This window comes from Albimonas marina, from assembly GCF_029223255.1.
Taxonomy (GTDB): Bacteria; Pseudomonadota; Alphaproteobacteria; order Rhodobacterales; family Rhodobacteraceae; genus Albimonas.
Window position 1 is genome coordinate 135,274 of the sequence record NZ_JARHUC010000006.1, and the last position, 25,628, is coordinate 160,901.

At 72.3% G+C, this 25,628-nt stretch carries 20 protein-coding genes, 1 tRNA gene and 1 riboswitch; of the genes, 13 read left to right on the forward strand and 8 right to left on the reverse strand.

From position 1 onward, the window contains the following. Positions 1 to 226: 226 nt before the first annotated feature. The 10 genes from P2H44_RS17105 (at position 227) to P2H44_RS17150 (ending at position 11,094) form a co-directional block, all read left to right on the forward strand. Positions 227 to 1,312: an ABC transporter ATP-binding protein gene (locus P2H44_RS17105; RefSeq protein ID WP_275765280.1), complete on the forward strand. Its 1,086-nt coding sequence runs from the start codon at positions 227 to 229 to the stop codon at positions 1,310 to 1,312. A gap of 104 nt (positions 1,313 to 1,416) precedes the next feature. Beyond that, entirely contained in the window at positions 1,417 to 2,532 is a 1,116-nt protein-coding gene (locus P2H44_RS17110; RefSeq protein ID WP_462976305.1) for an extracellular solute-binding protein, read from the forward strand. 127 nt (positions 2,533 to 2,659) lie between these two features. Beyond that, complete coding sequence (locus tag P2H44_RS17115) at positions 2,660 to 3,961, forward strand: ABC transporter permease (RefSeq protein WP_275765283.1); 1,302 nt, start codon at positions 2,660 to 2,662, stop codon at positions 3,959 to 3,961. Between the two features lie 13 nt (positions 3,962 to 3,974). After that, entirely contained in the window at positions 3,975 to 4,991 is a 1,017-nt protein-coding gene (locus P2H44_RS17120) for an ABC transporter permease (RefSeq protein WP_275765284.1), read from the forward strand. A 47-nt stretch (positions 4,992 to 5,038) separates the two neighbouring features. Then, positions 5,039 to 5,830 (forward strand): hypothetical protein, encoded by a 792-nt coding sequence (locus P2H44_RS17125; RefSeq protein WP_275765285.1) that lies wholly within the window; start codon positions 5,039 to 5,041, stop codon positions 5,828 to 5,830. 109 nt (positions 5,831 to 5,939) lie between these two features. Further along, positions 5,940 to 7,322: a bifunctional enoyl-CoA hydratase/phosphate acetyltransferase gene (locus P2H44_RS17130; protein ID WP_275765287.1), complete on the forward strand. Its 1,383-nt coding sequence runs from the start codon at positions 5,940 to 5,942 to the stop codon at positions 7,320 to 7,322. 550 nt (positions 7,323 to 7,872) lie between these two features. Beyond that, a complete protein-coding gene (locus P2H44_RS17135; RefSeq protein WP_275765289.1) occupies positions 7,873 to 8,565 on the forward strand; it encodes a FadR/GntR family transcriptional regulator in 693 nt (230 codons plus the stop codon). A 126-nt stretch (positions 8,566 to 8,691) separates the two neighbouring features. Then, positions 8,692 to 9,393 carry an orotate phosphoribosyltransferase gene (locus P2H44_RS17140; protein WP_275765291.1) on the forward strand — a complete coding sequence of 234 codons (702 nt, stop codon included), beginning with the start codon at positions 8,692 to 8,694 and terminating at the stop codon, positions 9,391 to 9,393. 144 nt (positions 9,394 to 9,537) lie between these two features. Then, a tRNA-Gly gene (locus P2H44_RS17145) sits at positions 9,538 to 9,611 on the forward strand. Between the two features lie 235 nt (positions 9,612 to 9,846). Continuing rightward, positions 9,847 to 11,094 (forward strand): Nramp family divalent metal transporter, encoded by a 1,248-nt coding sequence (locus P2H44_RS17150; RefSeq protein WP_275765680.1) that lies wholly within the window; start codon positions 9,847 to 9,849, stop codon positions 11,092 to 11,094. 7 nt (positions 11,095 to 11,101) lie between these two features. On the opposite strand, the gene P2H44_RS17155 is transcribed toward P2H44_RS17150, so the two are convergent. Then, positions 11,102 to 12,538: an amidase gene (locus P2H44_RS17155; RefSeq protein WP_275765292.1), complete on the reverse strand. Its 1,437-nt coding sequence runs from the start codon at positions 12,536 to 12,538 to the stop codon at positions 11,102 to 11,104. A 148-nt stretch (positions 12,539 to 12,686) separates the two neighbouring features. On the opposite strand from P2H44_RS17155, the gene P2H44_RS17160 reads away from it, so the two are divergent. Beyond that, positions 12,687 to 13,619 (forward strand): pirin family protein, encoded by a 933-nt coding sequence (locus P2H44_RS17160; RefSeq protein WP_275765293.1) that lies wholly within the window; start codon positions 12,687 to 12,689, stop codon positions 13,617 to 13,619. A gap of 13 nt (positions 13,620 to 13,632) precedes the next feature. On the opposite strand, the gene P2H44_RS17165 is transcribed toward P2H44_RS17160, so the two are convergent. Then, positions 13,633 to 15,090 carry a TrkH family potassium uptake protein gene (locus tag P2H44_RS17165; protein ID WP_275765295.1) on the reverse strand — a complete coding sequence of 486 codons (1,458 nt, stop codon included), beginning with the start codon at positions 15,088 to 15,090 and terminating at the stop codon, positions 13,633 to 13,635. 317 nt (positions 15,091 to 15,407) lie between these two features. Then, the gene (metZ, locus tag P2H44_RS17170; RefSeq protein ID WP_275765297.1) at positions 15,408 to 16,604 is read right to left on the reverse strand and encodes an O-succinylhomoserine sulfhydrylase; all 1,197 of its coding nucleotides are present in this window, start codon (positions 16,602 to 16,604) and stop codon (positions 15,408 to 15,410) included. A 73-nt stretch (positions 16,605 to 16,677) separates the two neighbouring features. Beyond that, a riboswitch (SAM riboswitch) is annotated at positions 16,678 to 16,757 on the reverse strand. 216 nt (positions 16,758 to 16,973) lie between these two features. Here metZ and P2H44_RS17175 point away from each other — a divergent pair. Beyond that, positions 16,974 to 18,035: a hypothetical protein gene (locus P2H44_RS17175; protein WP_275765298.1), complete on the forward strand. Its 1,062-nt coding sequence runs from the start codon at positions 16,974 to 16,976 to the stop codon at positions 18,033 to 18,035. A 121-nt stretch (positions 18,036 to 18,156) separates the two neighbouring features. Here P2H44_RS17175 and P2H44_RS17180 read toward each other — a convergent pair whose 3' ends face one another. The 4 genes from P2H44_RS17180 to P2H44_RS17195 all read right to left on the reverse strand — a co-directional run bounded on the left by P2H44_RS17180 (position 18,157) and on the right by P2H44_RS17195 (position 21,408). Beyond that, entirely contained in the window at positions 18,157 to 18,555 is a 399-nt protein-coding gene (locus tag P2H44_RS17180) for a PaaI family thioesterase (protein WP_275765299.1), read from the reverse strand. Between the two features lie 74 nt (positions 18,556 to 18,629). Then, positions 18,630 to 19,652 carry a TIGR02186 family protein gene (locus P2H44_RS17185; protein WP_345799005.1) on the reverse strand — a complete coding sequence of 341 codons (1,023 nt, stop codon included), beginning with the start codon at positions 19,650 to 19,652 and terminating at the stop codon, positions 18,630 to 18,632. Next, entirely contained in the window at positions 19,649 to 20,569 is a 921-nt protein-coding gene (locus tag P2H44_RS17190; protein WP_275765301.1) for a sulfite exporter TauE/SafE family protein, read from the reverse strand. The genes P2H44_RS17185 and P2H44_RS17190 overlap by 4 nt, the downstream gene beginning before the upstream one ends. 275 nt (positions 20,570 to 20,844) lie before the next feature. Then, a complete protein-coding gene (locus P2H44_RS17195; RefSeq protein ID WP_275765302.1) occupies positions 20,845 to 21,408 on the reverse strand; it encodes a hypothetical protein in 564 nt (187 codons plus the stop codon). A gap of 270 nt (positions 21,409 to 21,678) precedes the next feature. On the opposite strand from P2H44_RS17195, the gene P2H44_RS17200 reads away from it, so the two are divergent. Then, the gene (locus P2H44_RS17200; protein ID WP_275765304.1) at positions 21,679 to 22,416 is read left to right on the forward strand and encodes a cyclic nucleotide-binding domain-containing protein; all 738 of its coding nucleotides are present in this window, start codon (positions 21,679 to 21,681) and stop codon (positions 22,414 to 22,416) included. On the opposite strand, the gene P2H44_RS17205 is transcribed toward P2H44_RS17200, so the two are convergent. Continuing rightward, complete coding sequence (locus tag P2H44_RS17205; RefSeq protein WP_275765305.1) at positions 22,403 to 25,366, reverse strand: mechanosensitive ion channel family protein; 2,964 nt, start codon at positions 25,364 to 25,366, stop codon at positions 22,403 to 22,405. The two genes, P2H44_RS17200 and P2H44_RS17205, sit on opposite strands and share 14 nt — an antisense overlap. Positions 25,367 to 25,628: the final 262 nt, after the last annotated feature.

Genomic DNA, 25,628 nt, shown 5'->3' on the forward strand with positions numbered 1-25,628 from the left:
CGGGTGTGCGACCATAAACGACGGCGGCGAACTCATTTGAACATAAATGCTTTTTCGTTCATGTCGCGCCGCAATGATGAATACGGCGGCCGCGCGAGGCGAGAGTCGCTTTCCGCGAGAAAATAGCCGGAGGCGGGGTTGTGCGCCGCGGCAGGCGCATGTTTAGCTTGGGGAGCCGGCAAAGGGGCCCGTCAGTGGAGACCGCCGCAAGCGACAGGGAATACGCATGAACGACAGCAACGACGCCTTCGTCGAGTTCGATCGCGTGCAGAAGAGCTATGATGGCGAGACCCTCGTCGTCAAAGACCTGAACCTCGGCATCGGCAAGGGCGAGTTCCTGACCATGCTGGGCCCGTCGGGCTCCGGAAAGACCACCTGCCTGATGATGCTGGCCGGTTTCGAGACCGCCACGCACGGCGACATCCGCCTCGACGGCAAGCCGATCAACTCGGTCCCGCCGCACAAGCGGGGCATCGGGATGGTGTTCCAGAACTACGCGCTCTTCCCGCACATGACCGTGGCCGAGAACCTCGCGTTCCCGCTGCAGGTGCGCAAGCTGGGCCGCGACGAGATCGAGACGCGGGTGAAGCGCGCGCTCGACATGGTGCAGATGGGCGAGTTCGGCGGCCGTCGGCCCGCCCAGCTCTCGGGCGGCCAGCAGCAGCGCATCGCCGTGGCGCGCGCGCTGGTCTTCGACCCCGAGCTGGTGCTGATGGACGAGCCGCTGGGCGCGCTCGACAAGCAGCTGCGCGAGCAGATGCAGTTCGAGATCAAGCACATCCACGAGCAGCTGGGCGTGACGGTGGTCTACGTGACCCACGACCAGTCCGAGGCGCTGACGATGTCCGACCGCATCGCGGTGTTCAACGACGGCAAGATCCAGCAGCTCGCCCCGCCGCCCGACCTCTACGAGCGGCCGGAGAACAGCTTCGTCGCCCAGTTCATCGGCGAGAACAACACGCTGGACGCGATCGTGGACGAGCGCGACGGCGACTACGTGAAGGTGCGCTACAAGGACGGCACCACCTCGACCGCGCTGGCGGTGAACTGCGGCGGCGTGGGCGAGCCCACGCGGCTGAGCCTGCGCCCGGAGCGGGTCTCGATCGCCAACCCCGGCGAGTGGGGCGTGCCTGGAACGGTCAAGGAATTGATCTACCTCGGAGACCATATCCGCGTGCGGATGGAGGTCCTGGGCAACCCCGAGTTCGTGGTCAAGGTTCCCAACGCCTCTCGCCATGCGACCCTCTCGGTCGGCGAGCAGACGAACCTGTCCTGGGCCGCCGACGACTGCCGCGCGCTCGACGCGGCCTGAGCGCGGGGAAGGCGCGCCCGCCTGCCCGAAGGCGCGCCGCGAGAGAGAATCTCGGGCATTGCAACTGGGAGAACCTCAACATGAGCCTCAAGCTCAAGCTGATGATGGCCGGCGCGGGGATCGCCGCCGCGGCGGCGTCCGGCGCGGCTTTCGCCGCCGACGAGCTGCCCGCCTGCGAAGGCTGCGCCGATTCGATGACCGTCGTGTCCTGGGGCGGCGCCTACCAGAACTCGCAGCAGAAGGCCTATTCCGAGCCCTACGCCGCGGAGACCGGCGTCGAGTTCGTGTGGGACGAGTCCTCGAACGAGGCCGTCGCCAAGCTGCGCGCCATGGCCGAGGCCGGCAACATCACCTGGGACCTGGTCGACGTGGTCGCCTCGGACGCGATCCGTCTGTGCGACGAGGGCCTGGCCGAGGAGATCGACTTCGACTCCGAGCTCGCCTCCGCGCCTGACGGGACCTCGGCCTCCGAGGACTTCGGCGACATGATCGTGTCGGAGTGCTTCATTCCGCAGATCGTCTACTCGACCACCTTCGGCTACCGCACCGACGTCGCCGAGTGGAACGGCAAGGCCCCCGACGACATCTGCGACGTGTTCGATCTGGAGAACTTCCCCGGCAAGCGCAGCCTGGAGAAGCGTCCGATCAACAACATGGAGTGGGCGCTGCTCTGCGCGGGCGTCGCCAAGGAGGACGTCTACGACGTGCTCGAGACCGAGGAAGGCCAGGCCAAGGCCTTCGCCAAGCTCGACGAGATCAAGGACAACGTCGTGTGGTGGTCGGCCGGCGCCGAGACGCCGCAGCTGCTCGCCGACGGCGAGGTCGTGATGGGCTCCACCTACAACGGCCGCCTGTTCGCCCTGATCGAGGAGCAGAAGCAGCCCGTCGCCATGATGTGGGACGCGCAGGTGTTCGACCTCGACGGCTGGATCGTTCCGACCGGCCTGTCCGAGGAGCGCAAGGCCCGCGTGATGCACTTCCTGAACTACGCCACCGACACCCAGCGTCTGGCGGACCAGGCCAAGTACATCTCCTACGGCCCGGCGCGCGCCTCGTCGGCCCCGCTGGTCGGCGAGCATGAGGAGCTGGGCATCGCCATGGCCCCGCACATGCCGACCGATCCGGCCAACGCGAAGAACACCTTCCTCTACAACTACGAGTGGTGGGCGGACTATCGCGACGACCTGGACGCCAAGTTCCAGGCCTGGCTGCTGCGCTGAGGCTTCGCGACGCCCCGGGGCCTGACCGGCCCCGGGGCGGACGCGCCTGACGACCATCGGGCGGGCCGCCCGCGGCCCGCCCGTTCCAGTTCTCGACCCACATGACCGACGCTGCGAGGGGATACGCATGGCAGAGGCGACCGCGAACGAGGAGTTCGCCCCGGACGAGAACCGGAGCAGATCCGGCCAGCTTCTCGCCGCCGACGGCACGCCGCTGAAGGCCTCGATCCGCAGGTCCGAGCGTCGCGCCCGCCTGCGCGCCTTCCTGCTGGTGGCCCCGCTGCTGGCGTTCGTGCTGCTCTCATTCATCGCGCCCATCGCGGACATGCTGTTCCGCTCGGTCGAGAACGAGATCGTCGCCGAGACCCTGCCGTTGACCGTCGAGGCGCTGGAGGACTGGGACCCCGCGACCGGCGTGCCCGACGAGCCGGTGTTCAAGGCCTTCTACCAGGACATGCTGGCGGCCACCGACGCGAAGCTGCACACGCGCCTCGGCTCGCGCCTGAACTACGAAGCCTCGGGGATGTCGTCGCTGTTCCGCAAGACGAACGAGCGGCGCCTGGGGCGCATCGACGAGACGCAGCCGATCAAGCCGCAGATCATCGACATCGACAAGGACTGGGGCGACGTCGAGTCCTGGGAGATCATCAAGACCTTCGCCCCCCGCTACACCTGGGGCTATTTCCTTCAGGCCGCCGACATGCGCCTGACCCCCGACGGGGTGGAGCAGGCGCCGGAGTTCGAGCGGATCTACGTCAAGCTGTTCTGGCGCACGATCATCCTGTCGGTGACGATCACCGTGACGACGCTGCTGCTGGGCTATCCGGTCGCCTGGATCCTGGCGAACCTGCCCGCGCGCACCGCGAACCTGCTGATGATCCTGGTGCTGCTGCCGTTCTGGACCTCGCTGCTGGTGCGCACCTCCGCGTGGAAGGTGCTGCTGCAGGAGCAGGGGGTGATCAACGACATGCTGGTCTTCATCGGATTGATCTCGGACGACGGGCGCCTGGTGATGATCAACAACCAGCTGGGCACGGTCATCGCGATGACCCACATCCTGCTGCCCTTCATGGTGCTGCCGCTCTATTCGGTGATGAAGACGATCCCGCCCAGCTACCTGCGCGCCGCGAAATCGCTGGGCGCGACGGACTGGACGGCCTTCTGGCGGGTGTACTTCCCGCAGTCGGTGCCGGGCATCGGCGCGGGGGCGATCCTCGTCTTCATCCTGGCCATCGGCTACTACATCACGCCCGAACTGGTGGGCGGCACCGACGGCACCTTCATCTCGAACCGCATCGCCTTCCACATCTCCAGCTCGCTGAACTGGGGCCTGGCGGCGGCGCTCGGCTCGATGCTGCTGATCCTGGTGCTGGGACTCTACTGGCTCTACGACAAGATCGTGGGCATCGACAACGTGAAGCTGGGCTGAGGAGGACGAGACCATGGCGCTTCAGCCTTACGCGAGCACGGGTCAGCGGATCTGGTACTACACGTTCCGCGTGATCTGCGGGTTGATCTTCTTCTTCCTGATCTTCCCGATCCTGATCATCATCCCGCTCAGCTTCAACGCGCTGCCGTACTTCACCTTCACCCCCGGCATGCTGGCGCTGGAGGCGGACGCCTATTCGCTGGAGCACTACCGCGACTTCCTGAAGGTCACCGGCGAGAACTGGGAATCCGGCTGGTGGGTCCTGGGCCTCGTCGGCGCGATCCTGGTCGGCGGCCTGACCTGGCTGAGCGGCGGGCGCGCCGTGAAGCTGGTGGTGCTGACGCTGGTGGGCGCCGTCGTCGGCGCCGTCATCGGCCGGCTGGCGGGCGTCGAGGGGCCGTGGCTGTCGCCGCTGTCGAACTCGCTGGCCATCGCGCCGGCGGCGACGCTGCTGTCGGTCTCGCTCGGCACGCTGGCGGCCATCGGGCTCAGCTCGGGCAAGACGCCGTTCCGGGGCGCGATCATGGCGATCCTGATCTCGCCGATGATCGTGCCGCTGATCATCTCGGCGGCGGGGATGTATTTCTTCTACTCCCGCATCGGCCTGCAGGGGACCTACTGGGGCGTGGTGCTGGCGCATGCCGCGCTGGGCGTGCCCTTCGTGATCATCACCGTGACCGCGACGCTGGTGGGCTTCGACCGCTCGCTGACCCGGGCGGCGGCGAACATGGGGGCGGGGCCGGTGCGCACCTTCTTCAAGGTGCAGATGCCGCTGATCCTGCCGGGCGTGATCTCGGGCGGGCTGTTCGCCTTCATCACCTCCTTCGACGAGGTGGTGGTGGTTCTGTTCCTCGGCTCCGCGGGGCAGAAAACCTTGCCCTGGCAGATGTTCACCGGCTTGCGCGAGCAGATCAGCCCGACCATTCTGGCGGTGGCCACCCTTCTGGTGACCATGTCCGTGATCCTGCTGGCGACGCTCGAGATCCTGCGCCGCCGGTCCGAGCGCCTGCGTGGAATGAGCCCCGGCTGAGCATGTCCGACCCGCTTCCGGTCCGCCGGTCGACGTCTGCAAATCGAATGCGGCGAGGGCTTTGCGCCCTCGCCGTTCTGGCGTTGGCCGCGCCGCTGTCGGCGGCGGGCGGGGCCGCGCCCTCGGGCGAGGGGGTGCTGGCCGCGGCCTGCCAGGGGCCCGGCGCGCTCGACCTGCTGCTGATGCCGGAGGAGGCCTCGGCGCTCGACGCCGAGACCAACGCGCTGACCGTCACCGGCGCCTACACCGCCACCGACAAGCGCGACGAGACCAAGCCCAAGCCCGTGGGCCTGTTCCTGCACCGGGGCGAGGCGGTGAGCCTCGAGTTCGGGCGCATGGACGGAGTGCTGGTGGTCGAGGCCGACGGCCAGGCCCGCATCGCCGCCGCGCCGGCCGCGGAGGTGGCGGGCGCGACCCATGACCTGACCGGGCTCGAGGGACGGCGCGCCTTCGTGGCCGCGGCGCGGGCGGCCGGCGCCTCCGCCCTGCAGTCGCATCTGCTGATCCGCGATGGGGCGCTGGACCTGCGCCCGGTGGACGACGCGCCGCTGGCGATCCGCCGGATCCTGTTCCAGACCGCCGACGGCGCCCTGGCGATCTGGCAGAGCGGGGCGCGCGCCCTGACCCTGCACGCCGCGGCCGAGGAGCTGGCGCGGCTGCATGCGCCGGTGATGGCGATGAACCTCGACATGGGCAGCTACGATTTCTGCGAGCGGACCGGCGCCAAGGGCCCCGAGGGCAAGCTGGGCGCCTCCTACTCCTGCGGCTTCCTCGACCGCAGCGGGGCCGAGCGGCTGTCGAACCTGATCCGGCTGTTCCCCGGCGCCAACTGCGGCTGAGCGGGCGGCGCGCGCGCCGGCGATCCGGGGCGGCGTTGATCCGGGTCAAGGAACCGTTGCGCCCGGCCAATTAGATGTTGCGGCGCACCGTCCCCAGAGGAAGCCCCCCATGCACGAGAACCGCACCTACGACGAGATCCGGGTCGGCGACCGGGCCGAGATGCCGCGCCTGTGCGCGGCCGACGACCTGTTCGCCTTCGCCCATTGCTCGGGCAACCACAACCCGATGCACCTCGCCGACCGGGACGGCGACGGCGACGGGGTGAACGAGGCGCAGGCGCCGCAGATGTGGGTGGCCTCGCTGATCTCGGGCCTGCTGGGCTGGAAGCTGCCGGGGCCGGGCGTCGCGATGGAGGAGCTGTCGATCCGCTGGATGGGCGTGGCGCAGGCCGGCGACCAGCTGGTCGCCCGCGCCGAGGTGATCGCCAAGGAGGCCGGGAACCGCATCCGCCTGCGGGTCGAGGTCGACCGGGTCGAGGACGGCGTGGCCCTGATGGGCGGCGAGGCGGTGGTGCGCGCGCCCGAGCGCAAGATGAGCTTCGCCGACGAGGAGATCCCGGGCCTCGTCGTCCAGCGCCACCTGCATTTCGACCGCCTGATCGCCGAGGCCCGCGCGCTTGGCCCGGTGACCATGGCGGTGGCGGCGCCGGAGGACGCGGTGTCGCTCGGCGGGGCGCTGGAGGCGGCGGCGGCGGGACTGGCGACGCCGATCCTGGTGGGCGATCCCGCGAAGATCGCGGCGGCGGCGCAGGCGCTGGGCGCCTCGCTCGACGGGTTCGAGGTGGTCGAGGCGATGGGCCACGCCCAGGCCGCCGAGACCGCGTCGATGCTGGTGCGCGAGGGGCGGGCCTCGACCCTGATGAAGGGCGCGCTGCACACCGACGACCTGCTGCGCGCCGTGCTGGACCGCGACCGGGGCCTGCGGGCGGGGCGGCGGCTGACCCATGTCTTCGTGATGGACGTGCCGGGCCTGCCGCATCCGCTTCTGATCTCGGACGCCGCGATCAACATCGCCCCGGATCTCGAGACCAAGGCCGACATCGTTCGCAACGCCATCGACGTGGCCCGCGCCATCGGGATCGAGCTGCCCAAGGTCGGCGTGCTCTCGGCGGTCGAGGTGGTGAACCCGGCGATCCCCTCCTCGGTCGACGCGGCGCTGCTGTCGAAGATGGCCGAGCGGGGGCAGATCACCGGGGGGCTGGTGGACGGGCCGCTGGCGATGGACAACGCCGTGGACCTGGGGGCCGCGCGCACCAAGGGGATCAAGAGCCTCGTGGCCGGGCAGGCGGAGGTGCTGATCGCCCCGAACCTCGACGCCGGCAACATGATCGCCAAGGAGCTCAGCTACATCGCCCATGCCGAGGCCGCGGGCGTGGTGATGGGGGCGCGGGCGCCGATCGTGCTGACCTCGCGCGCCGACGGGCCCAAGGCGCGGCTCGCCTCCTGCGCCGTGGCGGCGCTGTGCCGGGCCTTCGCCGCGGGGGCGCGGTGAGGGCGGGGGCCGCGTAAACCCCGCGCAAAGGTTTGGCCGTCACCTTCGGGCCGCAGGACGACTCGTGCGGAGGAAGGCCTGCCATGCCCGGTCTGCGCCCAACGCCCTGCGCCGCGGCGCTGGCGGCGACGCTGATCGCCGGCGCCGCCGCGGGCGCGCCCCGGCCGGATGCGCCTGTCGATGCGTTCTTCGGAACCGGCGGCTGGACGGGCGCGGCGCGGACCGCCTCGGTCGATCCGGCGCGCGTGCCGGATCGGAAACCTGGAGCGATGGGGGCGGATTGGGGGGCGGCGCGGCCCCCGGGCGCGAACGCGGCGACCGCTGGGCCGGCGAAGATCCCGGCGGCGGAGACGGCGGGGGAGCCTGCTCAGGGGCGCTCAGAAGGCGGCGTTTCGGTTCCGCCTCATAAATGAACGTTGCTTCATCGTCACAATCAAACGCGCGATTGACGATTTCGTGAACACGCTGTTTCGCGCCGCTCCGGTTCTGGCCAATCCTTCGCCGCACGCGCGCGACTCGCGCGCGAGGGGCCGAAGAGAGGGGCGCGGCGGTGACCATCACGCATGCCGGGGGCGAGCCGACGCATTCCGGCCGGGCGCTGGTCGCCCTGCGCGCGCTTCTGGCCGCGGGCGTGGAGCGGCCGGACGGCCGCCTGCCCTCCGAAGCCGCCCTCGCCCGCCAGCTCGGCGTCGGCCGCCGGGCCCTGCGCCGCGCGCTGGAGGTGCTGGAGGCCGAGGGCCAGGTCTGGCGCAACCGCGCCGACGCGCTGTTCGTGAACCTGCCCGCCCATCGCGAACCCGCCCTGGACCTGGTGCGCGGCCTGCTGGAGGCGCGCCTGCGGCTGGAACCTGAGCTCGCCGCCCTCGCCGCCCTGCGCGCGCGCCCCGAGGACCTGCGCCGGATGCGGCTCTGCGCCCAGCGCGAGATCGCGGCCGGGGACGTGGACGCGGCCGAGCTGTGGGGCGGGGCCGTGCATCGCCAGATCGCGCTCGCCGCCGCCAACCCCGGCCTGCTGGCCGCCTTCGACGCGCTCGACGCCGCCCGCGCCGCCTCGACCTGGCGCGACGCGGTCGAGGCGGCGGACTGGCGCGACTTCGCCGGTCCGCACAGCGCCAGCGACCACGACGCGGTGATCGACGCCATCGCCAGCGGCGACGGCGAGGCGGCGGCGGCCGCGATGCGCGCCCACCTGCTGACCGTGGCCGAGCGGACCGAGATCGCCGAGGCGCCCGCGCCGCGCTGAGGCGTCCGCTTCCCTCGATCCCGGCAAGCCTGTAATCGGGTCTCCAGCCGGCGCCGCGCCGGCAGGAGACAGCCGCCGGCGCCGCGCCGGCGCCGGACCGCAGCCGCCCGCGCAGGAGCCCGCCCCATGAGCCTCGCCTTCCAAGACCCGGAGACGGTCGCCCCCCTCGCCGCGCGCATGCTGCTGGAGATCGAGGCGGTCAACTTCCGCGCCGACGAGCCCTTCATCTTCACCTCGGGCCTCGCCGCGCCGGTCTACGTCGACTGCCGCAAGCCGATCTCCTTCCCCCGCGTGCGCTCGGCCCTGATGGACATGGCCGCGGCCCGCGCGCTGACCGCGGGCGGGTTCGAGAAGTTCGACGCGGTGGCGGGCGGAGAGACCGCCGGCATCCCCTGGGCCGCGATGATCGCCGAGCGGCTGGGCCTGCCGATGCTCTACGTGCGCAAGAAGCCGAAGGGCTTCGGCCGCGGCGCCCAGATCGAGGGATATTTCGAGGAGGGCGCGAACGTCCTGCTGGTCGAGGATCTGACCACCGACGGCGGCTCGAAGTTCAAGTTCGCCGACGCGCTGCGCGCGGCGGGGGCCGCGTGCACCGACACGCTGGTGATCTTCTACTACGACATCTTCCCCGATGCGCGTGGCAAGCTGGCCGACCATGGCCTCGCCCTGCACCAGCTGACCACCTGGCGCGACGTGCTGGCGGTGGCCCGCACCGGCGACCACCTGGGTCGCCGCTTCGACGCCAAGACCCTCGACGCGGTCGAGGCCTTCCTGAACGACCCTTACGGGTGGTCCGCGGCCCACGGCGGCAAGGCGGGGCCGGACTGAGCGGGCGACGCGCGGGGCGGCCAGGTCCGCCCCGACCCGCCCGAGGGCGTGCGCGAGCCCGCCTGGCTCGCGACGCCGCCTCCGCCTGAGGCCGGCGAGCCTGTTGACGCCGGACGCGCGCGGAGATAACCCCTCGGACGGCTCGCGGGCATGGTGAAACGGTATCACACGAGCCTTCCAAGCTCTTGTTGCGGGTTCGATTCCCGCTGCCCGCTCCAGTCTCTCCTCCAGTCCAGCCCGACCCGACCGCGCCGCCGACCTCGCGGCGCAGCGTCATGACGTCCACTTGCAACTTGTTCGCAAGACAAGCGTGCTGTGCGCGGCCCATCCGGGGCCGGGAAGGCGGCGACGCGCATGAGCGGGATCGACGGCGAGACGGAGGCGAGGCGCCCGGCGGGCGGCGGGGCCGACAGGGCGCCTGCGGTCGGCGTCACGGGTCGGGCGCAGGCGGCGATGGCCGCGGCCCTGTCGGGGCGGCGGAGCGGGCCGCGGGCCTGGCTCGCCTTCGCGGGGCCGGCGGTGATCGCCTCGGTCGCCTACATGGATCCCGGCAACTACGCGACGAACATCCAGGCGGGCGCCGGCTACGGCTATTCGCTGCTGTGGGTGGTGGTGCTGGCCAACCTGATCGCGATGCTGTTCCAGGCGCTGTCGGCGCGGGTGGGGATCGTGACCGGATCGAACCTCGCCGAGCTGTGCCGCGACCACCTCCCCCGGCCGCTGGTGTGGATCATGTGGGCGGTCTCGGAGGTGGCGGCGATGGCGACCGACCTCGCCGAATTCCTGGGCGGCGCGATCGGCCTGGCGCTGCTGTTCGAGATGCCGCTGCTGGCGGGCATGGGCGTCACCGCGGTCGCCACCTACGCGCTGCTGATGCTCGAGGGGCGGGGCTTCCGGCCGATGGAGCTCGCCATCGGGGCGCTCGTGGGGGTGATCGGGGTCTGCTACCTGCTCGAGATGCTGATCGCGCCGGTGGACTGGGCGGCGGCGGGCCTGGGCATGGTCTCGCCCAGCCTGCCCGATGCGGCGGCGCTGACCATCGCGGTGGGGATCATCGGGGCGACGGTGATGCCGCACGCGATCTACCTGCATTCGGGCCTGACCCAGCGGCGGGTGACGGTTCGCACGGCGCAGGAGCGGGCGCGGGTGCTGCGCTTCTCCAACATCGAGGTGATCGCGGCGCTCTCGGTGGCGGGGCTGGTGAACATGGCGATGGTGATGATGGCGGCCTCGGCCTTCCACCGGGGCCATGCGGAGGTCGCCGAGATCGAGACGGCCTATCACACCCTGACGCCGCTGCTGGGCGCGGCGGCGGCGGGGGTGTTCCTGTGCTCGTTGATCGCCTCGGGGCTGTCGTCCTCGGCGGTGGGGACGATGGCGGGGCAGATGATCATGCAGGGGTTCCTGCGGGTGCATGTGCCGATCTGGGCGCGGCGGCTGGTGACGATGCTCCCGGCCTTCGCGGTGGTGGCGGCGGGCGTGAACGCGACCGAGGCGCTGGTGATGAGCCAGGTGGTCCTGTCGATCGCGCTGCCCGCCCCGATGCTGGCGCTGCTGTGGTTCACCTCGCGCCGCGAGATCATGGGCGAACATGCCGCCGGCCCGGTCCTGCGGATCCTGGCCGGCGCCGGGGCGGCGGTGGTGCTGTCGCTGAACGTCGTGCTGCTGGCGGAGGCGTTCGGGCTGGGCTCGGCCTTCTGAGGCCGCCTCAGGCGAAGGCGGCCTCGGGCCAGCGGTCGAGCAGGCCCGTGGCGGCCTCGAACAGGGCGGCCGCGCGCAGCAGGTGGGCGTCGCGGCGGAAATGGCCGACGATCTGGAGGCCGAGGGGCAGGCCCTCGGGGGAGAAGCCGCAGGGCAGGCTGATCGCGGGATGGCCGGTCAGGTTGAAGGGCATGCACCAGGGGAAGAAGTTGGGGCGCATGTCGGGGTACTCGATCCCGTCGATCTCGAGCGGGTCGAACAGGTCCTGTTCGATGCCCGGCGCGACGCGGGAGACGGTGGGGGTGACCAGGAAGTCGGCCCCCTCGAACAGGTCCTGCACCCGGCGGAACAGCGTCGCGCGGTCGAACATCGCTTGCTGGTAGTCCACCCCCGCCACGTCCTGGGCGAGCGCCAGCTGGCTCAGCAGGGAGGGGGTCATGCGGTCCCCGTCCTTTTCGGCCATCGGGCCGAAGCGGGCGCGCCAGGTGGTGTGGTTGATCGCCCGCCAGATCGGCTCGACGTCCAGCCCCTCGCCGTCGAAGGGGATCAACTCGGCCCCGAGGTCCGCCAGCCGGGCCAGCGAGGCGTCGAAGGCCGCCTGCATCGCCGCCGAGATCGGCTTGCCGGGAGGGGCGGCGCAGAACAGCATCCGCTTGCCCTTCAGGTCGCCCTCGGGGCGGGCCGCCGAGACATAGTCGAGGACCGGCACGCCCACGGACCAGGGGTCGGAGGGATGCTCGCCCGCCATCGCCTGGAACATCAGCGCGGTCGAGGCGACGTCGCGGGTCATCGGGGTCACGTAGGTGTAGTTGCCGAAGGCGTCGGGAACCTGGCTGTGGGCGATGGCGCCGAGGCTCTGCTTCAGCCCCACCACGCCGTTGCAGGCCGCGGGGATGCGGGTCGAGCCCCCGCCGTCGGTCGCGACCGCGATCGGACCGATGCCCAGCGCGGCGGCGACGGCCGAACCGCCGGAGGAGCCGCCCGAGGAATGCTCCAGGCTCCAGGCGTTGGGGGTCTTGCCGAAAAGGGGGGCGTCGGTCAGACACTTGGCGCCGAACTCGGGCGTGGTGGTCTTGCCGAAGATCACCGCGCCGGCGGCGCGCAGGCGGGCGGCGGCGACGGCGTCCTGCGCGGGCACGTTGTCGGCGTGGAGCAGCGAGCCGAAGGTGGTGCGCATCCCCGCCGTGTTCACGATGTCCTTCACCCCGCAGGGCAGGCCGTGCAGCAGGCCGGGTTCGTCGCCGCGGGCCAGCGCCTCGTCGGCCGCCTTCGCGCCGGCGAGGGCCGCCTCGGGCGCCAGCGTGATGAAGGCGTTGTGGGAGGGCTGAAGGCGCTCGGCCGCGGCGAGGACGGCCTGCATCAGCTCGACGGCCGAGATCTCCTTCCCGATCAGCATGGCGCGCAGGTCGACGGCGGTATGGCGACGGAGCTGGTCGAGGGACATGGGGCGGGGATCCTGCGTCGGGGGGCGTTTGTCCGCACAAGGCCACGCCGGGGGGCGGCTGTCGAGGTTCTCGCCGCCGCACGCAAGGCGCGCGACGCGCGGACGAGGTGCGCTAGGGTGGCGGGGAACCTGACAGGGAGGCCCGCCGATGTCCTGGAACCCCGCGCTCGACCCCGACTGCCCGACCGGAGACGCCGTCGACCGGATCGAGACGGTGATCGTCCCCCGCTCCCGCGACCTCGGCGGCTTCGAGGTGCGCCGGGCGCTGCCGGCGCCGAAGCGGCAGATGGTCGGGCCCTTCATCTTCTTCGACCAGGTCGGCCCGGCCGAGTTCCTGACCGGGCAGGGCATCGACGTGCGCCCGCATCCGCATATCGGGCTGGCGACGGTGACCTACCTGTTCTCGGGGTCCATGCACCACCGCGACTCCTTGGGCACCTCGGCCGAGATCACCGAGGGCGCGGTGAACTGGATGATCGCCGGGCGCGGCGTGACGCATTCGGAGCGGACGGGGGAGGCGGCGCGCTCCCGCCCCTCGGACCTCTTCGGCATCCAGACCTGGGTGGCGTTGCCCGACGCGCAGGAGGACATCGACCCCGGCTTCGAGCATGCCGCCAAGGCGGACCTGCCGTTCCTGGAGGCGGAGGGCAAGCGGGTGCGGCTGATCCTGGGTTCGGGATGGGGGGAGCGGGCGCCTGTCTCGACCTTCTCCGAGACGGTCTACGCCGATGCGCAGCTCGATGCGGGCGCGGTTCTGCCGTTCGATGCGGAGCATGAGGACCGCGGGATCTACGTCGTCTCCGGCGAGGTGGAGATCGCGGGGCAGCGGTTCGAGGCGGGACGGATGATGATCTTCCGGCCCGGCGACCGGATCTCGGTGAAGGCGGTCGCGCCCTCGCGGCTGATCCTGCTGGGGGGCGCGACGCTGAACGGGCCGCGCTACATCTGGTGGAACTTCGTGGCCTCCTCGAAGGAGCGGATCGAGGAGGCGAAGGAGGCCTGGCGCGCCGGCGACTGGGAGCATGGGCGCTTCCAGCTGCCCCCCGACGAGACCGAGTTCATGGAGGCGCCCCGGCGATAGGGGGCGGGGCCGCTCAGTTCCGCCAGAAGGCCGCGGTCAGCATCACGTAGACGGCCATCAGCTCCAGCCGGCCCAGCAGCATCCCCAGCGCGAGGATCCACTTCGCCGCGTCCGAGAGCGGGGCGAAGTTGCCCGCCGGGCCGATGATCGGGCCGAGGCCGGGGCCCACGTTCGCCAGCGCCGTCGCCGCCCCCGAGACGGAGGTGACGATGTCGTGCCCCAGCATCCCCAGCGCCACCGCCAGCACCGCCAGCGTCATGAAGAACAGGAACAGGAAGCTCATCACCGAGGAGATCACCTCCTCGTCCACCGGCCGCCCCGCCCAGCGGGTCTGGAACACCCCATGGGGGGAGTGGATGCGGCGCACCTGGCTGGCGATGGCCGCCAGCAGGATCTGGTAGCGGAAGATCTTCACCGAGCAGCAGGTCGAGCCGGCGCAGCCCCCCACCAGCCCCATCAGGAAGAAGGCGGCCGCCGCGAAGGGCCCCCATTCGTTGTAGTTCTCCGACGCGTAGCCTGTGCCGGTCAGGATCGAGACGGTGTTGAACAGCGTCTCGCGCAGGTGCTGCTCGAACCCCCAGGCGTGGGGGACGGGATCGGTCAGCATCCGGTAGAGCAGGACCGCCCCCGCGAAGCCGAAGATCACCGCCATGAAGCCGCGCACCTGGGGATCGCGCCAGATCGGGCGCGCCTCGCCCGAGGCGAGCTGCACCAGCCGCACGAAGGGCAGGGAGGCGAGCATCATGAACAGCGACGAGACGTATTCCACCACGCCCGAGAAGTGCCCCAGCGAGGCGTCGTAGTTGGCGAAGCCGCCCGTGGAGATGGTGGTCATCGCGTGCACCACGGCGTCGAAGACGCTCATCCCGCAGGCGGCGTAGGCGAGGATGCACAGCAGCGTCAGGCCCGCGTAGACCCAGGAGATCGACATGGCGATCTCGCCCGCCCGCGGCAGGATCTTGCCGAAGGTGTCGAAGGCCTCGGAGCGGAAGATCTGCATGCCGCCGACGCGCAGCGCCGGCAGGAAGGCCATCGCCATCACCACGATGCCCACGCCCCCGAACCACTGCAGCATCCCCCGCCACAGCAGGACGCCGCGGGGCATGTCGTCGAGCCCCACGAAGACGGTCGAGCCGGTGGTGGTCATGCCCGACATCGCCTCGAAATAGGCGTCGGTCAGGGTGGCGTCGGGGGCGCCGAGCACGAAGGGCAGGGCGCCGAAGACCGGCAGCAGCAGCCAGCACAGGGTGGTGAGCAGGAACGTCTCCTGCACCGAGAGCGCCTTGCGGTCCGACCCGCCCGAGGCCGCGAGGAGGGCGCCGGCGAGGACCGAGATGAAGCCCGCCAGCCCGAAGGCGCGCCAGTTCGGGTCGTCCTCGACGACGTCGGCCAGCATCGGCGCCGCCATGGTCGCGCCCAGGGCGGCGACCAGCAGGCCGATCAGGTGGAGGGCGGCGCGCAGATCCGGCATCGGGAAACTGCATCGCCCGCGCCCCCCCGCCTGTCAACGCGCCCCGACGCGCGCCCCGCGAATGCGTCCCCGGCCGTGCTCCGGGCGGGTCGGCGGCGAGCCGCGCCGCCCGTCGTCCCGCGCAGAGCGCTCCGCGTCGAGCCGGAGGCCCCGTAGGGCGCATTTCAATGCGCCATGCGCCATGCGCCATGCACCCTGCACCCTGCACCCTGCACCATGCGCCATGCCGCGCGCCGCTCCCGGTCCCGCCCCCCGAACGCGAACCGCCCCGGGCGGGGGCCCGGGGCGTTCTCGGTCGGCCTGCGTCGCGCCCCGGCTCAGTTCCGGCGCAGCGCCTGGTCGAGGTCGGCGGCGAGGTCCTCGGGCGCCTCCAGGCCGCAGGACAGGCGGATCAGCCCGCGGGAGATGCCCAGGGCCTGGCGCTGCTCCTCGCTCAGGCGCTGGTGGGTGGTGGTCGAGGGGTGGGTGATGATGCTCTTCGCGTCGCCCAGGTTGTTGGAGATCTTGATGATCTCCAGCGCGTCCTGCACGCGGTAGGCCGCCTCCTGCCCGCCCTCGATCTCGAAGGCGACCATCGTCCCGCCCGAGCTCATCTGGCGCTTCGCCAGCTCATGCTGCGGGTGGTCGGCGCGGCCGGGGTAGAGGACGCGGGTCACGCGGGGGTGCGCGGCCAGCCGGTCGGCGAGGAAGGCCGCCGTCTCGGCCTGGGCCCGGCAGCGCAGGTCCAGCGTCTCGAGCCCCTTGAGCATCACCCAGGCGTTGAACGGGCTCATCGCGCCGCCGGTGTGGCGCATGTAGCCCTCGAGCTCCTTGCGGATGAACTCTTCCGAGCCCAGCACGATGCCGCCCAGGCAGCGGCCCTGACCGTCGATGTGCTTGGTGGCGGAGTAGAGGACCACGTCCGCCCCCAGCTCCAGCGGGCGCTGGAACATCGGGGTCGCGAAGACGTTGTCGATCACCAGCCGGGCGCCGACCGAGTGCACGATCTCGGCCACCTCGGCGATGTCGATCAGCTCCAGAGTCGGGTTCGAGGGGCTTTCGAGGAAGGCCACCCTGGTCGTCGGGCGCAGGGCGGCGCGCCAGGCGTCGGGGTCCGTGCCCTCGACCAGCGTCACCTCCACCCCGAAGCGGGGCAGCAGCGTCTCGAGGATGTAGAGGCAGGAGCCGAACAGCGCCTTGGCCGCCACCACGTGGTCGCCGGCCTTGAGCTGGCTGAACAGGGCGGCGTTCACCGCGGCCATGCCCGAGGCGGTGGCGAAGGCGTCCTCGGCCCCCTCCAGGGCCATCATCCGCTCTTCGAACATGCGCACGGTCGGGTTGCCGTAGCGGGCGTAGATGAAGCCCTCGTCCTCGCCCAGGAAGCGCGCCTCGGCGGCGGCGGCGGTGTCGTAGACGAAGCCCTGGGTGAGGAACAGCGCCTCGGACATCTCGCCATGCTGGCTGCGCCAGGTTCCGGCGTGAACGAGGTTGGTGCGGGGCGAGAGCGCCCGCTTGGTCTTGTCGAGTTCGGTCATGCATATTCCGGGCGTCCCGCCCGGCCCCTTGCCGACTGCCCCGACCGGTGATCGGAAATCGGGGGCGCGGTGCGTGCGGCGTCGCCCGACCTCTTTAGCGGTTTCTTTAACGTGGCCCGCAATCCGGTCTGCCAAATCGCCACGCTCACGGCCTAGGCCCTGCGGGGAGGGGCGTCAAGGGCGATCCTTCGGTCCACAATCTTTCAGTGTGAAACCTGCCGGTTCCGGCCGGGGCGTTGCGCGCCCGCAGGGGGCGGCGCGCGCTGCGTCGCGCATCGGTCACGAAACGGAAACCGGGGTGTTGCACACTGCCTGTATCCGGCCGGCAACGCGGCGATCAGTCCGCACCCGGCCGAGCAGGATCCCGACATGACGCTGATGCACGTCACGGCGAGGGCTGAGGAGCTCCTGGTCCGGGATGCGCGCGGCCGGCCGGGGGCGCTCGACGCAGGCCTGGCGGCGGTTCCGCCGCACGCGCCGGTCGCGATCCTGGTGCATGGCTACAAGTACCGCCCCTTCGATCCCGTCCGCGACCCTCACGACTGGCTGTTCGGCCTGCCGGGGCGGGCGACGGGCGGGCCCGACTGGCCGGCGGCGCTGGGGTTCTCCCGGCTCGATCCCGCCGACGGGCTCTGCATCGGGTTCGGCTGGGACGCCTGGGCGGCGCATGGGCCCAGCTTCGCGCGGCACGGGCGCAACGGCTTCGCCGAGGTCTACGAGCGCGCCGGCGCGGCGGCGGAGCGGCTGGCGGCGCTGGTCGTCCACCTGGCCGCCCTGCGCCCGGACCTGGAGATCGACCTCTTCGCCCATTCGCTGGGCGCGCGGCTGGCGCTGGGGGCGCTGGCCGATCCGCGGGCCCGCCCGGCGCTGGGCCGGGTGCTGCTGCTGGGCGCGGCCGAGGACGCCTCCCTCGCCCGCGCGGCGATGACGGCGGGCGAGGCCGGGGGCGGGCGCGGCCCGCAGGTCTTCCACATCGCCGCCCGCCACAACGATCCCTACGACGCGCTGTTCGAGGCCGCGGCGCCGCGCCTCGCCGGGCGCAGGCGTCAGGCGCTGGGGCGGGCGGGGCTGGGGGCGCGGCGGGCGGACTGGATCGACCTGCAGCTCGACCGGCCCGAGTTCGCCGATTGGGCCCGCGCCCGCGGCGCGCCGCTGGCCGGCGCGGCGCCGCGGGTCTGTCACTGGAGCTTCTACGAGCGTCCCGGCGCCATGGACCTGCACCGCGCGATCCTGCGCGAGCGGGCCGCCTGGTCGATCGAGGCCCTGCGCGCGGCCGGCGCGCCGGAGGGGCTGGGGCCGCGCTGGTCCCGCCTCGCCCCGCCGCTGGCGCCGGGCGCCGCCCTGCGCGGGTGGAGCGCGCCCTGGCCGGTCCTGCGCCGGGCCGGGCGCGGCGGGCGGATGGCGCCGCCGGACCTCGCCGCCGGCGCCTGACCCGGCCAGCCGGTCCGCGCCCTCGCCGGGCCGGGCCGGGGCCCCCGCGCGCGGCTCCCCCCCGGGCGAGGCCGCCCGGAGCGAGCCCGCCTCGCGAGGCTCCCCCGCGAGGGGCGCGCGCTCAGCTCCGCAGGAAGAAGCTGGAGGTGGCGCGCACGCTCATCCGCCCCTCGGAGTCGACCAGGTCCCCCTCCAGGAACACGACCGAGCGGCCCATGCGGGTGACCCGGGCGGTCGCCGTCACCGGGCCGGGCTGGACGCCGCGCAGGTACTGGACGTTGAGGTCGATGGTCCCGCCGGGGCGGCCGGTCAGCGCCATCACCAGCGGGCCCATCGTGTCGTCGATCATCGCGGCGAGGAAGCCGCCCTGCACCACGCCCAGCGGGTTCACGAACGCCTCGCGCGCCTCGAAGCCCAGGCTCAGGGTCATCGCCTCGCGGTCGAAGGACACGAAGCGGTGGCCCAGGGTGGCGGCGGCGGGCGGCAGGGCGCGGCCCTCGAACGGGTTGGGGTCGGACATCGGCTCTCCTCGATTCGTCTCGCGCGCACTGTGGCCCGTCGCCGTCGGCGGCGTCATCTCGGCGGGGCGCGAGCTCATCGCCGCAGGGCGCGGAACGCCTCCGACGCGCCCCAGCCCGCCGCCAGCGCCACCGCCAGCGCCAGCAGGCCGTAGACCAGCGGCCGCTCGCGCGAGAGGGCGTAGAGCCAGCGCTCCAGCCCCACCTTGCGCACGCCCACGATGCTCTCCTGCACGTCCAGCACCTTCCGGTCGTGGAGCAGGAAGACCCGGGCCACGTAATCGCCCTCGACGATGTTGGCGGGCAGGGCCACGTGGGTCGCGAAGAGCGTGTCCTCGATCACGTCCACCTCGATCGGCGCCTCGACGTAGAGGCCCCGCTCCTCCCGCAGGCGGATGGCGGCCTGGCGGAAGGCCTCGGGGTCGGCGACCTCGGCCGCGGCGCCGATGGCGCGGACCTGGAGGTCGAGGCTGATGCGGTGGCGCAGGTTCTCGGTCGCCGACAGGATCTCGTCCAGCGGGCCGGTGGAGGCGACGGCGTAGAAGGCGGGGGCCGCGTCGATCACGGTGGCGTCGCGGTTGGCCCAGACGCCGAAGGCGCGCTCCTTGCGGCGCACGGTCACCGGGCCGGCGGGGCCGGAGATGGTGACGATCACGTCCGGCTGCACCGGCCGCGCGGGGCGCGAGCGCTTCACCGCGCCGAAGACGAAGATCTCCGATCCCGCGTAGGTCGTGGTGATCGAGACCTGGTTGTGGGAGAGGGCGGCCACCACCCGCTCGTCGTCGTCGGGGGTCTGGGGGGGCGAGTCGCGCCCCTCGGGCAGGATCACCACCTGGCCGCCGCCGGCGGTGGCGTCCGGGCCGCTCTGGCCGGGGGCGGCCTCGCCGGGCTGGTCGCCCGCGGGCGCCTCGCCGGGGGCGGTGCGCGGGGCGGAGGAGGGGGCGGGATCGGGGGCGCCGGGGCGCACCGCCTCCTGCGCGGTGCGCAGCGGCGGGTCGGCCGGCGCCTGCGCGAGGGCGGGCGCGCCCGCCAGCAGAACCGCCAGCAGCGCGGCCGCGAGGCGGCGGAGGAGGCGGAGGAGGCGGGGCCGCCGGTTCACGGCGCGCTCGCGGGGGCGAGGCTGAACAGCTCCGACGGCTCGACCACCAGGTCGAGGGCGATCTTCAGGCACACCGCCAGCACGATCAGCGCCAGCAGGATGCGCAGCTGCTCGGCCCGCAGGCGCATCCCCAGCCGCGCGCCGACCTGGGCGCCGACCACGCCGCCGACCAGCAGCAGCAGCGCCAGCAGCATGTCGACGGTGAAGGTCTGGGTGGCGTGCAGCAGCGTCGTCACCGCGGTGACGAACATGATCTGGAACAGCGAGGTCCCCACCACCACCGAGGTCGGCATCCCCAGCAGGTAGATCATCGCCGGCACCATGATGAAGCCGCCGCCGACCCCCATGATCGCCGAGAGGAACCCCACCAGCGCCCCGATCAGCGCCGGCGGGATGATCGAGATGTAGAGATGCGAGACCGGGAAGCGCATCTTCAGCGGCAGCTTGTGGGCCAGCGTCCGCTTGCGCTTGGGGATCCGCGGCGCGGCGCCCGAGCGGGCGCGCAGCAGGGCGCGCAGGCTCTCGACGAACATCAGCGCGCCGACCACGCCCAGGAACAGCACGTAGGTGAGCGAGACCATCAGCTCGACCTGGCCCACGCGGCTCAGCAGCTCGAACACCCAGACGCCGAGGAAGGAGCCGCCGACGCCGCCCGCCAGCAGGATCAGCCCCATGCGGGTGTCGAGCGTGCCGCGCCGCCAGTGCGCCAGCGCGCCCGAGAAGGAGGAGGCGCAGATCTGGTTCGCCCCAGTCGCCACCGCGACGGCCGGCGGGATGCCGATCAGCATCAGCAGCGGGGTCATCAGGAAGCCGCCCCCCACCCCGAACAGGCCCGAGAGCACGCCGATCACCCCGCCGAGCCCCAGGATCAGGAGCGCGTTCACGGAGACTTCGGCGATGGGCAGGTAGATGAGCATCGGGGCTCCAGGCCGCAGACCTGGATTAAGCCCCGGGCAGGGCGGGGATTGCAAGACGAAGGGCCGCGCCGCGGTCGGCCGGCCCCGTGTCCTGTTGGCGCGCCCCGCCAGGGGCGGAGGCGCCGAGCGCGTGCGAGGCGGGGGAGGAAGGTTGCGGGGCGGTCGTCACGACCGACGGCGCTGGCCTCGGCCGACGTCCGCATCCGCTCGACGGCCAAGCCGCGTCGGGCGCCGCGCGGGGGCGTCTCCGGGCGCCCCGCGCGGCCCCGGAGGCGTCAGTCCTGCGAGGCGGAGGGCGCGGCGTCGAAGATCCGCAGCAGCTTGTCGCCCTGGTGCAGGCTGTCGTGGGCCGAGCAGGAGGGGCAGAGCGCGTAGCCGGAGACGAAGAACTTCCGCTCGGGCCGCGCGTAGACGTCGTGCCAGGCGTCGCCCAGCTTGATCGCGTTGCAGATCGAGCAGCGCGGCGCGCCCCCGGCGGCGGCCAGTTCGACCTCCTTCGAGCCCTCGTCGCGCGCCTCGCGGCTGCGGATCAGCTCGTGGATCACGCGCAGCTCTCCGGGGTTGTCGCCCGGCTCGACGCGCATCTGGAACAGCCGCGCCATCCAGGGGGCGTCGCAGCGGTAGAGAAACGCGTGCGCCGTCTCCGCCTCGCGGCACAGCTGGAACAGCGACGAGAGGTAGAGCTGCGTTTCGAGCCCCGAGACGTATTCCTCGAGACTGCGCCCGACGATGTTCTCGACCGCGGCGCTGGGGGTGTCGTTCTCGGCGGCGAAGGCGTTCCAGTCGCCGCCCGCGGCGATGATGCGGTTCATCGCATCGAGGATGTACCAGGTGCTCATCTAATGCAGGCCTTTCTTGGAGACCCGCCCAGTTAAACGTCGACCGCGGCGGAAAAAAGGAATTGTTCAAAAATCAACCTAAATTGCCGGAAATTTGGTTCAGGTTGGAACGTCGTCCCGTCGTTCGGAAGAAATCGGGCGGAGACGCCCGGGCGACGGGGGCTTGTTCATGTTGGGTGACGTTGCGTTAGTGCAGGTTGAGCCGACCGAATCCGTCCCGCGGGCGCCCAAGCGCGTCCGCCGGCCGTCAGCCTTTGGGGGAGGCCGGACATGCCCGACGTGCTGTCGGTGGTCGCGACGAGCGACGCGCTGGGCTACCTCGCCGCCTTCGCGGTGTTCCTGACCTTCTGCATGCAGACGATGCTGGCGCTGCGGGTGATCGCGGTGCTCTCGAACCTGGCCTTCATCAGCTACGCGGTGGCCGAGGGGCTGATGCCGATCCTGGTGCTGCACGGGGCGCTGCTGCCGCTGAACCTGATGCGGCTGGCGCAGATGCGCCGGCTGCCGGCGAAGGTCGAGGCGGCGCGCCGGGGCGAGGGCGATTTCGCCTGGCTGGCCGGACTGGGCGAGCGGCGAAGGCTGGCGGCGGGTCAGCGGCTGTTCGCCAGGGGCGACCTGGCGCGCTCGCTCTTCGTGGTGGTCGAGGGCGAGATCGAGATCGAGGAGATCGGCGTGCGCCTGGGCCCGGGCGAGTGCTTCGGCGAGATCGGCCTGCTGGCCGAGGACGGCCGGCGCAGCGCCGGCGCCCGCGCGGTCGGCGAGGCCGTGGTCTCAGAGGTGACCGACTCCCGCTTCGCGCGGCTGCACTACGACAACCCCCGCTTCGCCTACGCGATGAGCCGCCTGGTGGCGAACCGCCTGCTGGAGAACGAGCGCCGGGCGTCCGAGGCCCTGCGCCAGGCCCTGGACGGCGAGCGCAAGGCCGGGGCGCTGGAGCCGATCCCCGTCCGCGCGGCCGGCGCCGCGGCGGACCGGGGCGCCGGCCGGGCCGGGCTCAGCGGCCGGTGATGGCGGCGGCGAGGGACGAGGGCTGCTGGCCGTCGTCCTCCTCGATCGCGCGGCGGGCGGCGGCGCCCACGGCGCGCTGCTCCTCGGGCGAGAGCGAGCGGTCGGGCAGGTCGGGCAGGCGCACGGTCACCTCGCGGTGGGCGAAGTGGATGCCCTGCTGCTCGAACAGCTCCCGGATGCGCTGGTAGACCAGCTTTCGGGTGGTCCACTGGTCGCCGGGCCGGGTCATGTACTTGACCCGGATGATCATCGCCGAGTCCTCCATCATGTAGACGCCCTGGCTCTTCAGCGGCTGCACGAACTTGTGGCCCTCGGTCGGGTGCTCCAGCAGCTCCTGGCCCAGCTTCTTGATCAGCTTGCGCACCTTCTCGACGTCGGTGTCGTAGGTCAGGCGCAGGGGCAGCTTCATCATCACCCAGTCGCGCGAGAAGTTGGTCAGGTGCTTGATCTCGCCGAAGGGGATCGTGTTCAGCGCGCCCAGGTGGTGGCGCAGCTGGAAGGAGCGGAGCGAGATCTTCTCGACCGTGCCCTTCACCTCGCCGACGTCGATGTACTCGCCCTTGCGGAAGGCGTCGTCGAGCAGGAAGAACATGCCCGAGAGGATGTCGCGCACCAGCGTCTGCGCGCCGAAGCCGATGGCGATGCCCACGATGCCGGCGCCGGCGAACAGGGGGGCCACGTTGACGCCCAGCTCGGTCGCCACGATCACCGCCACCGCGCCCCCGATCACGATCAGGATCCCGGCGCGGAACAGCGGCAGCAGCGTGCCCAGCCGCGAGGTCGCCGAGGCGCCGCCGCCCTCGTCCCCCGGCTCGGCCATCACGTCGTCGACGCCTTCCTCGGCGATCTTCTGGTCGAGCCAGATGCGCACCGCGTGGAAGGCGATGTAGCCGAGGAACAGCGTGTCGATGACGTCCTGGAAGTCGTCGAAGAACGAGCCGTCGGCGAACATCTCCTGCCCGCCCCAGATCAGGATCAGGACGTAGACGCCCGCGCCCAGCGAGAACAGGCTGACCACGCGCCGGGCCAGGTCCTCGAAGGTGCGCATGGTGGCGGTGCGGCGATAGCCGGGGACCTCGGCGGCCTCGGCCTCGGCGCGCTCGCCGGCGTGGGGGCGCACCTCTGGCGGCAGGTGCATCGGGCCGCCGCCCTCCTCGTCGCCGTCGTCCCCGTCTTCGCCGTCGTCGCCCGAGACCCCGGCGCGCGGAGCGTTCGAGATCAGCTCCATCGACTCGCCCGGCGCCGCGGGGCGCAGCGGCGTGGCGCCGGGCCGGGGCTCGGCGGCGCGCTCGGGCGCCGCGTCCCCGGCGGGAGCGGCGTCGGTCTCGGCCGCCGCGCGCGTCGCGGGCGCGTCGGGCAGGGGCGCCGGGTCGGGTGTGGCGTCGGCCTTCACCGTGGGCGGCGCGGCGCCGACCGACTCGGTCGAGAGGGCCGGCTTCGCCGGGGCGTCGCCGGCTGCGTCGGACGATGGCGCGGGGGCGAGCGGCGGGGGCGGCGCCCCCGGGGCGGGGGGCGTCGAGAGCGGCGCCTCGGGCTGCGCGTCTCCGGCGCCCTCGGCCGCGCCGCGCAGGGCGCGGCTGCGCGCGAAGATGCGCTCGACCGCGTAGAGGCCGGCGGCCTGCACCGCCAGCGCCACCAGCAGGGTGATGAAGGCGCCCGCCAGCAGCGACCACTGCGCCTCGAGCCCCATGACGATCCGGACGCTCTCCTCCATCCAGGCGACGAGGAAGTAGATCGTGATCAGCGGGGCCCAGATCCGCGCGCCGATGGCCGCGATCCAGGTGACTTCGCCGATCGGGCGGCCGTGGCGGATCGCCTGGCTGACGGTGGCGCGGTTGGTCCAGATCAGCGCCAGGATCAGGATCAGGATCAGCAGGTTGACGACGATGTGATTGAGCCGGATCAGCTCGACGTCGACCCCCATCTCGGTGAGCCACGTCGTGTAGAAACGCGAGATGACGGTGATCGCGGTCAGCGCCGACAGCCACAGATAGAGCCGCCGCGCCCCATGATCCCCGATCCGCGGGATCCGGTATTCGGGCAGGTAGGGGTTCAGGATCATCCGCCAGACGGTGTCGATCAGCCAGAACGAGCCGTAGGCCGCCATGATGACTCCGGCGGTCACCTGGGTGGGGACGTGATCCTCGACCAGGCCCAGGCCGAGGCCCGCGGCGACGGCGAGGTTGATGGCCATGCCCGCCACGGTCAGCAGCATCCGCAGGCCGATCACCGGCAGCTTGCCGGTCAGGCCCACGGGCGGGAAATGCCGCTGGGCCGAGACCATCATCGCCCGGAACACGTAGATGGCGAACAGCTGCAGCACCGCGCGCCCGATCAGGATCAGGATCACCGAAACCAGCGCCACGCCCGCGAACCAGCCGGGCCGCCCGTCGGGGGCGTTGACCGCCAGCCGGTCGCGCAGCTGGCCGAAGCCCGAGCTCGCCTCGCTCAGCATCCGCTCGAGCCGCTGGCGGAACAGCGACACGTTCTCCGAGGTCCGGCGCAGCATCGACAGGCGCGCGGCCGCGTCGTCGTCGTCGGACGGGCCGGTGGAGACCAGGCGCCCGTAGGCCGCGAGGTCCGGCGGGCGCGCGTGGACCGGCGCCTCCGGCGCGCCGCCGCCGGCGGCGGTTCCCGCCTCGGCCGCGGCGTCGGGGCCGCCCGAGCTCTTGGGCTGGGGGGCGAACAGGCTGCGCACGTCCAGCCCCTGCGCCTGCGCGGGCCCCGACAGGCCCAGCGGTCCGGGGGCGCCCGGCGCGCCGGTCCAGGCGAGCAGGGCCGCGAGCAGCAGGAGGCCCGCCACCCGCAAGACCGCCACCCGCAAGACCGTCCCGCGCAAGGCCGCGGCGCGCAGGCCCGACCGGCGCGGAGCGGCCGCGCGGCGCCGCGCCGGACGGCGGGCGTCCGCCTGCGGCGCGTCGGTCAGGCTGGGATCGCGGGCGTCGCGCATGACGCTCTCCTGCTGGGGACGGGCGGGGCGGACGCGCCGCCCCGGTCGGCCAATATACTCCGTGGGCGGGGGGGGCGTGCAAGGTCGCCCTGCGCCGCCCCCCGCCGACGATCCCGCGAGCGGCGGCGACGCGCCGTCAGCGGCGTGCCCACGCGACGCAGGCGCGCCGCACGGATCGCCGCTTTCGCCGGCACGTTCATGTGGTGTAGCGTGACCGCGACGGGAAGACGGGGCGCGCGTCCGCGGGCGCGGGCCGCCGCGT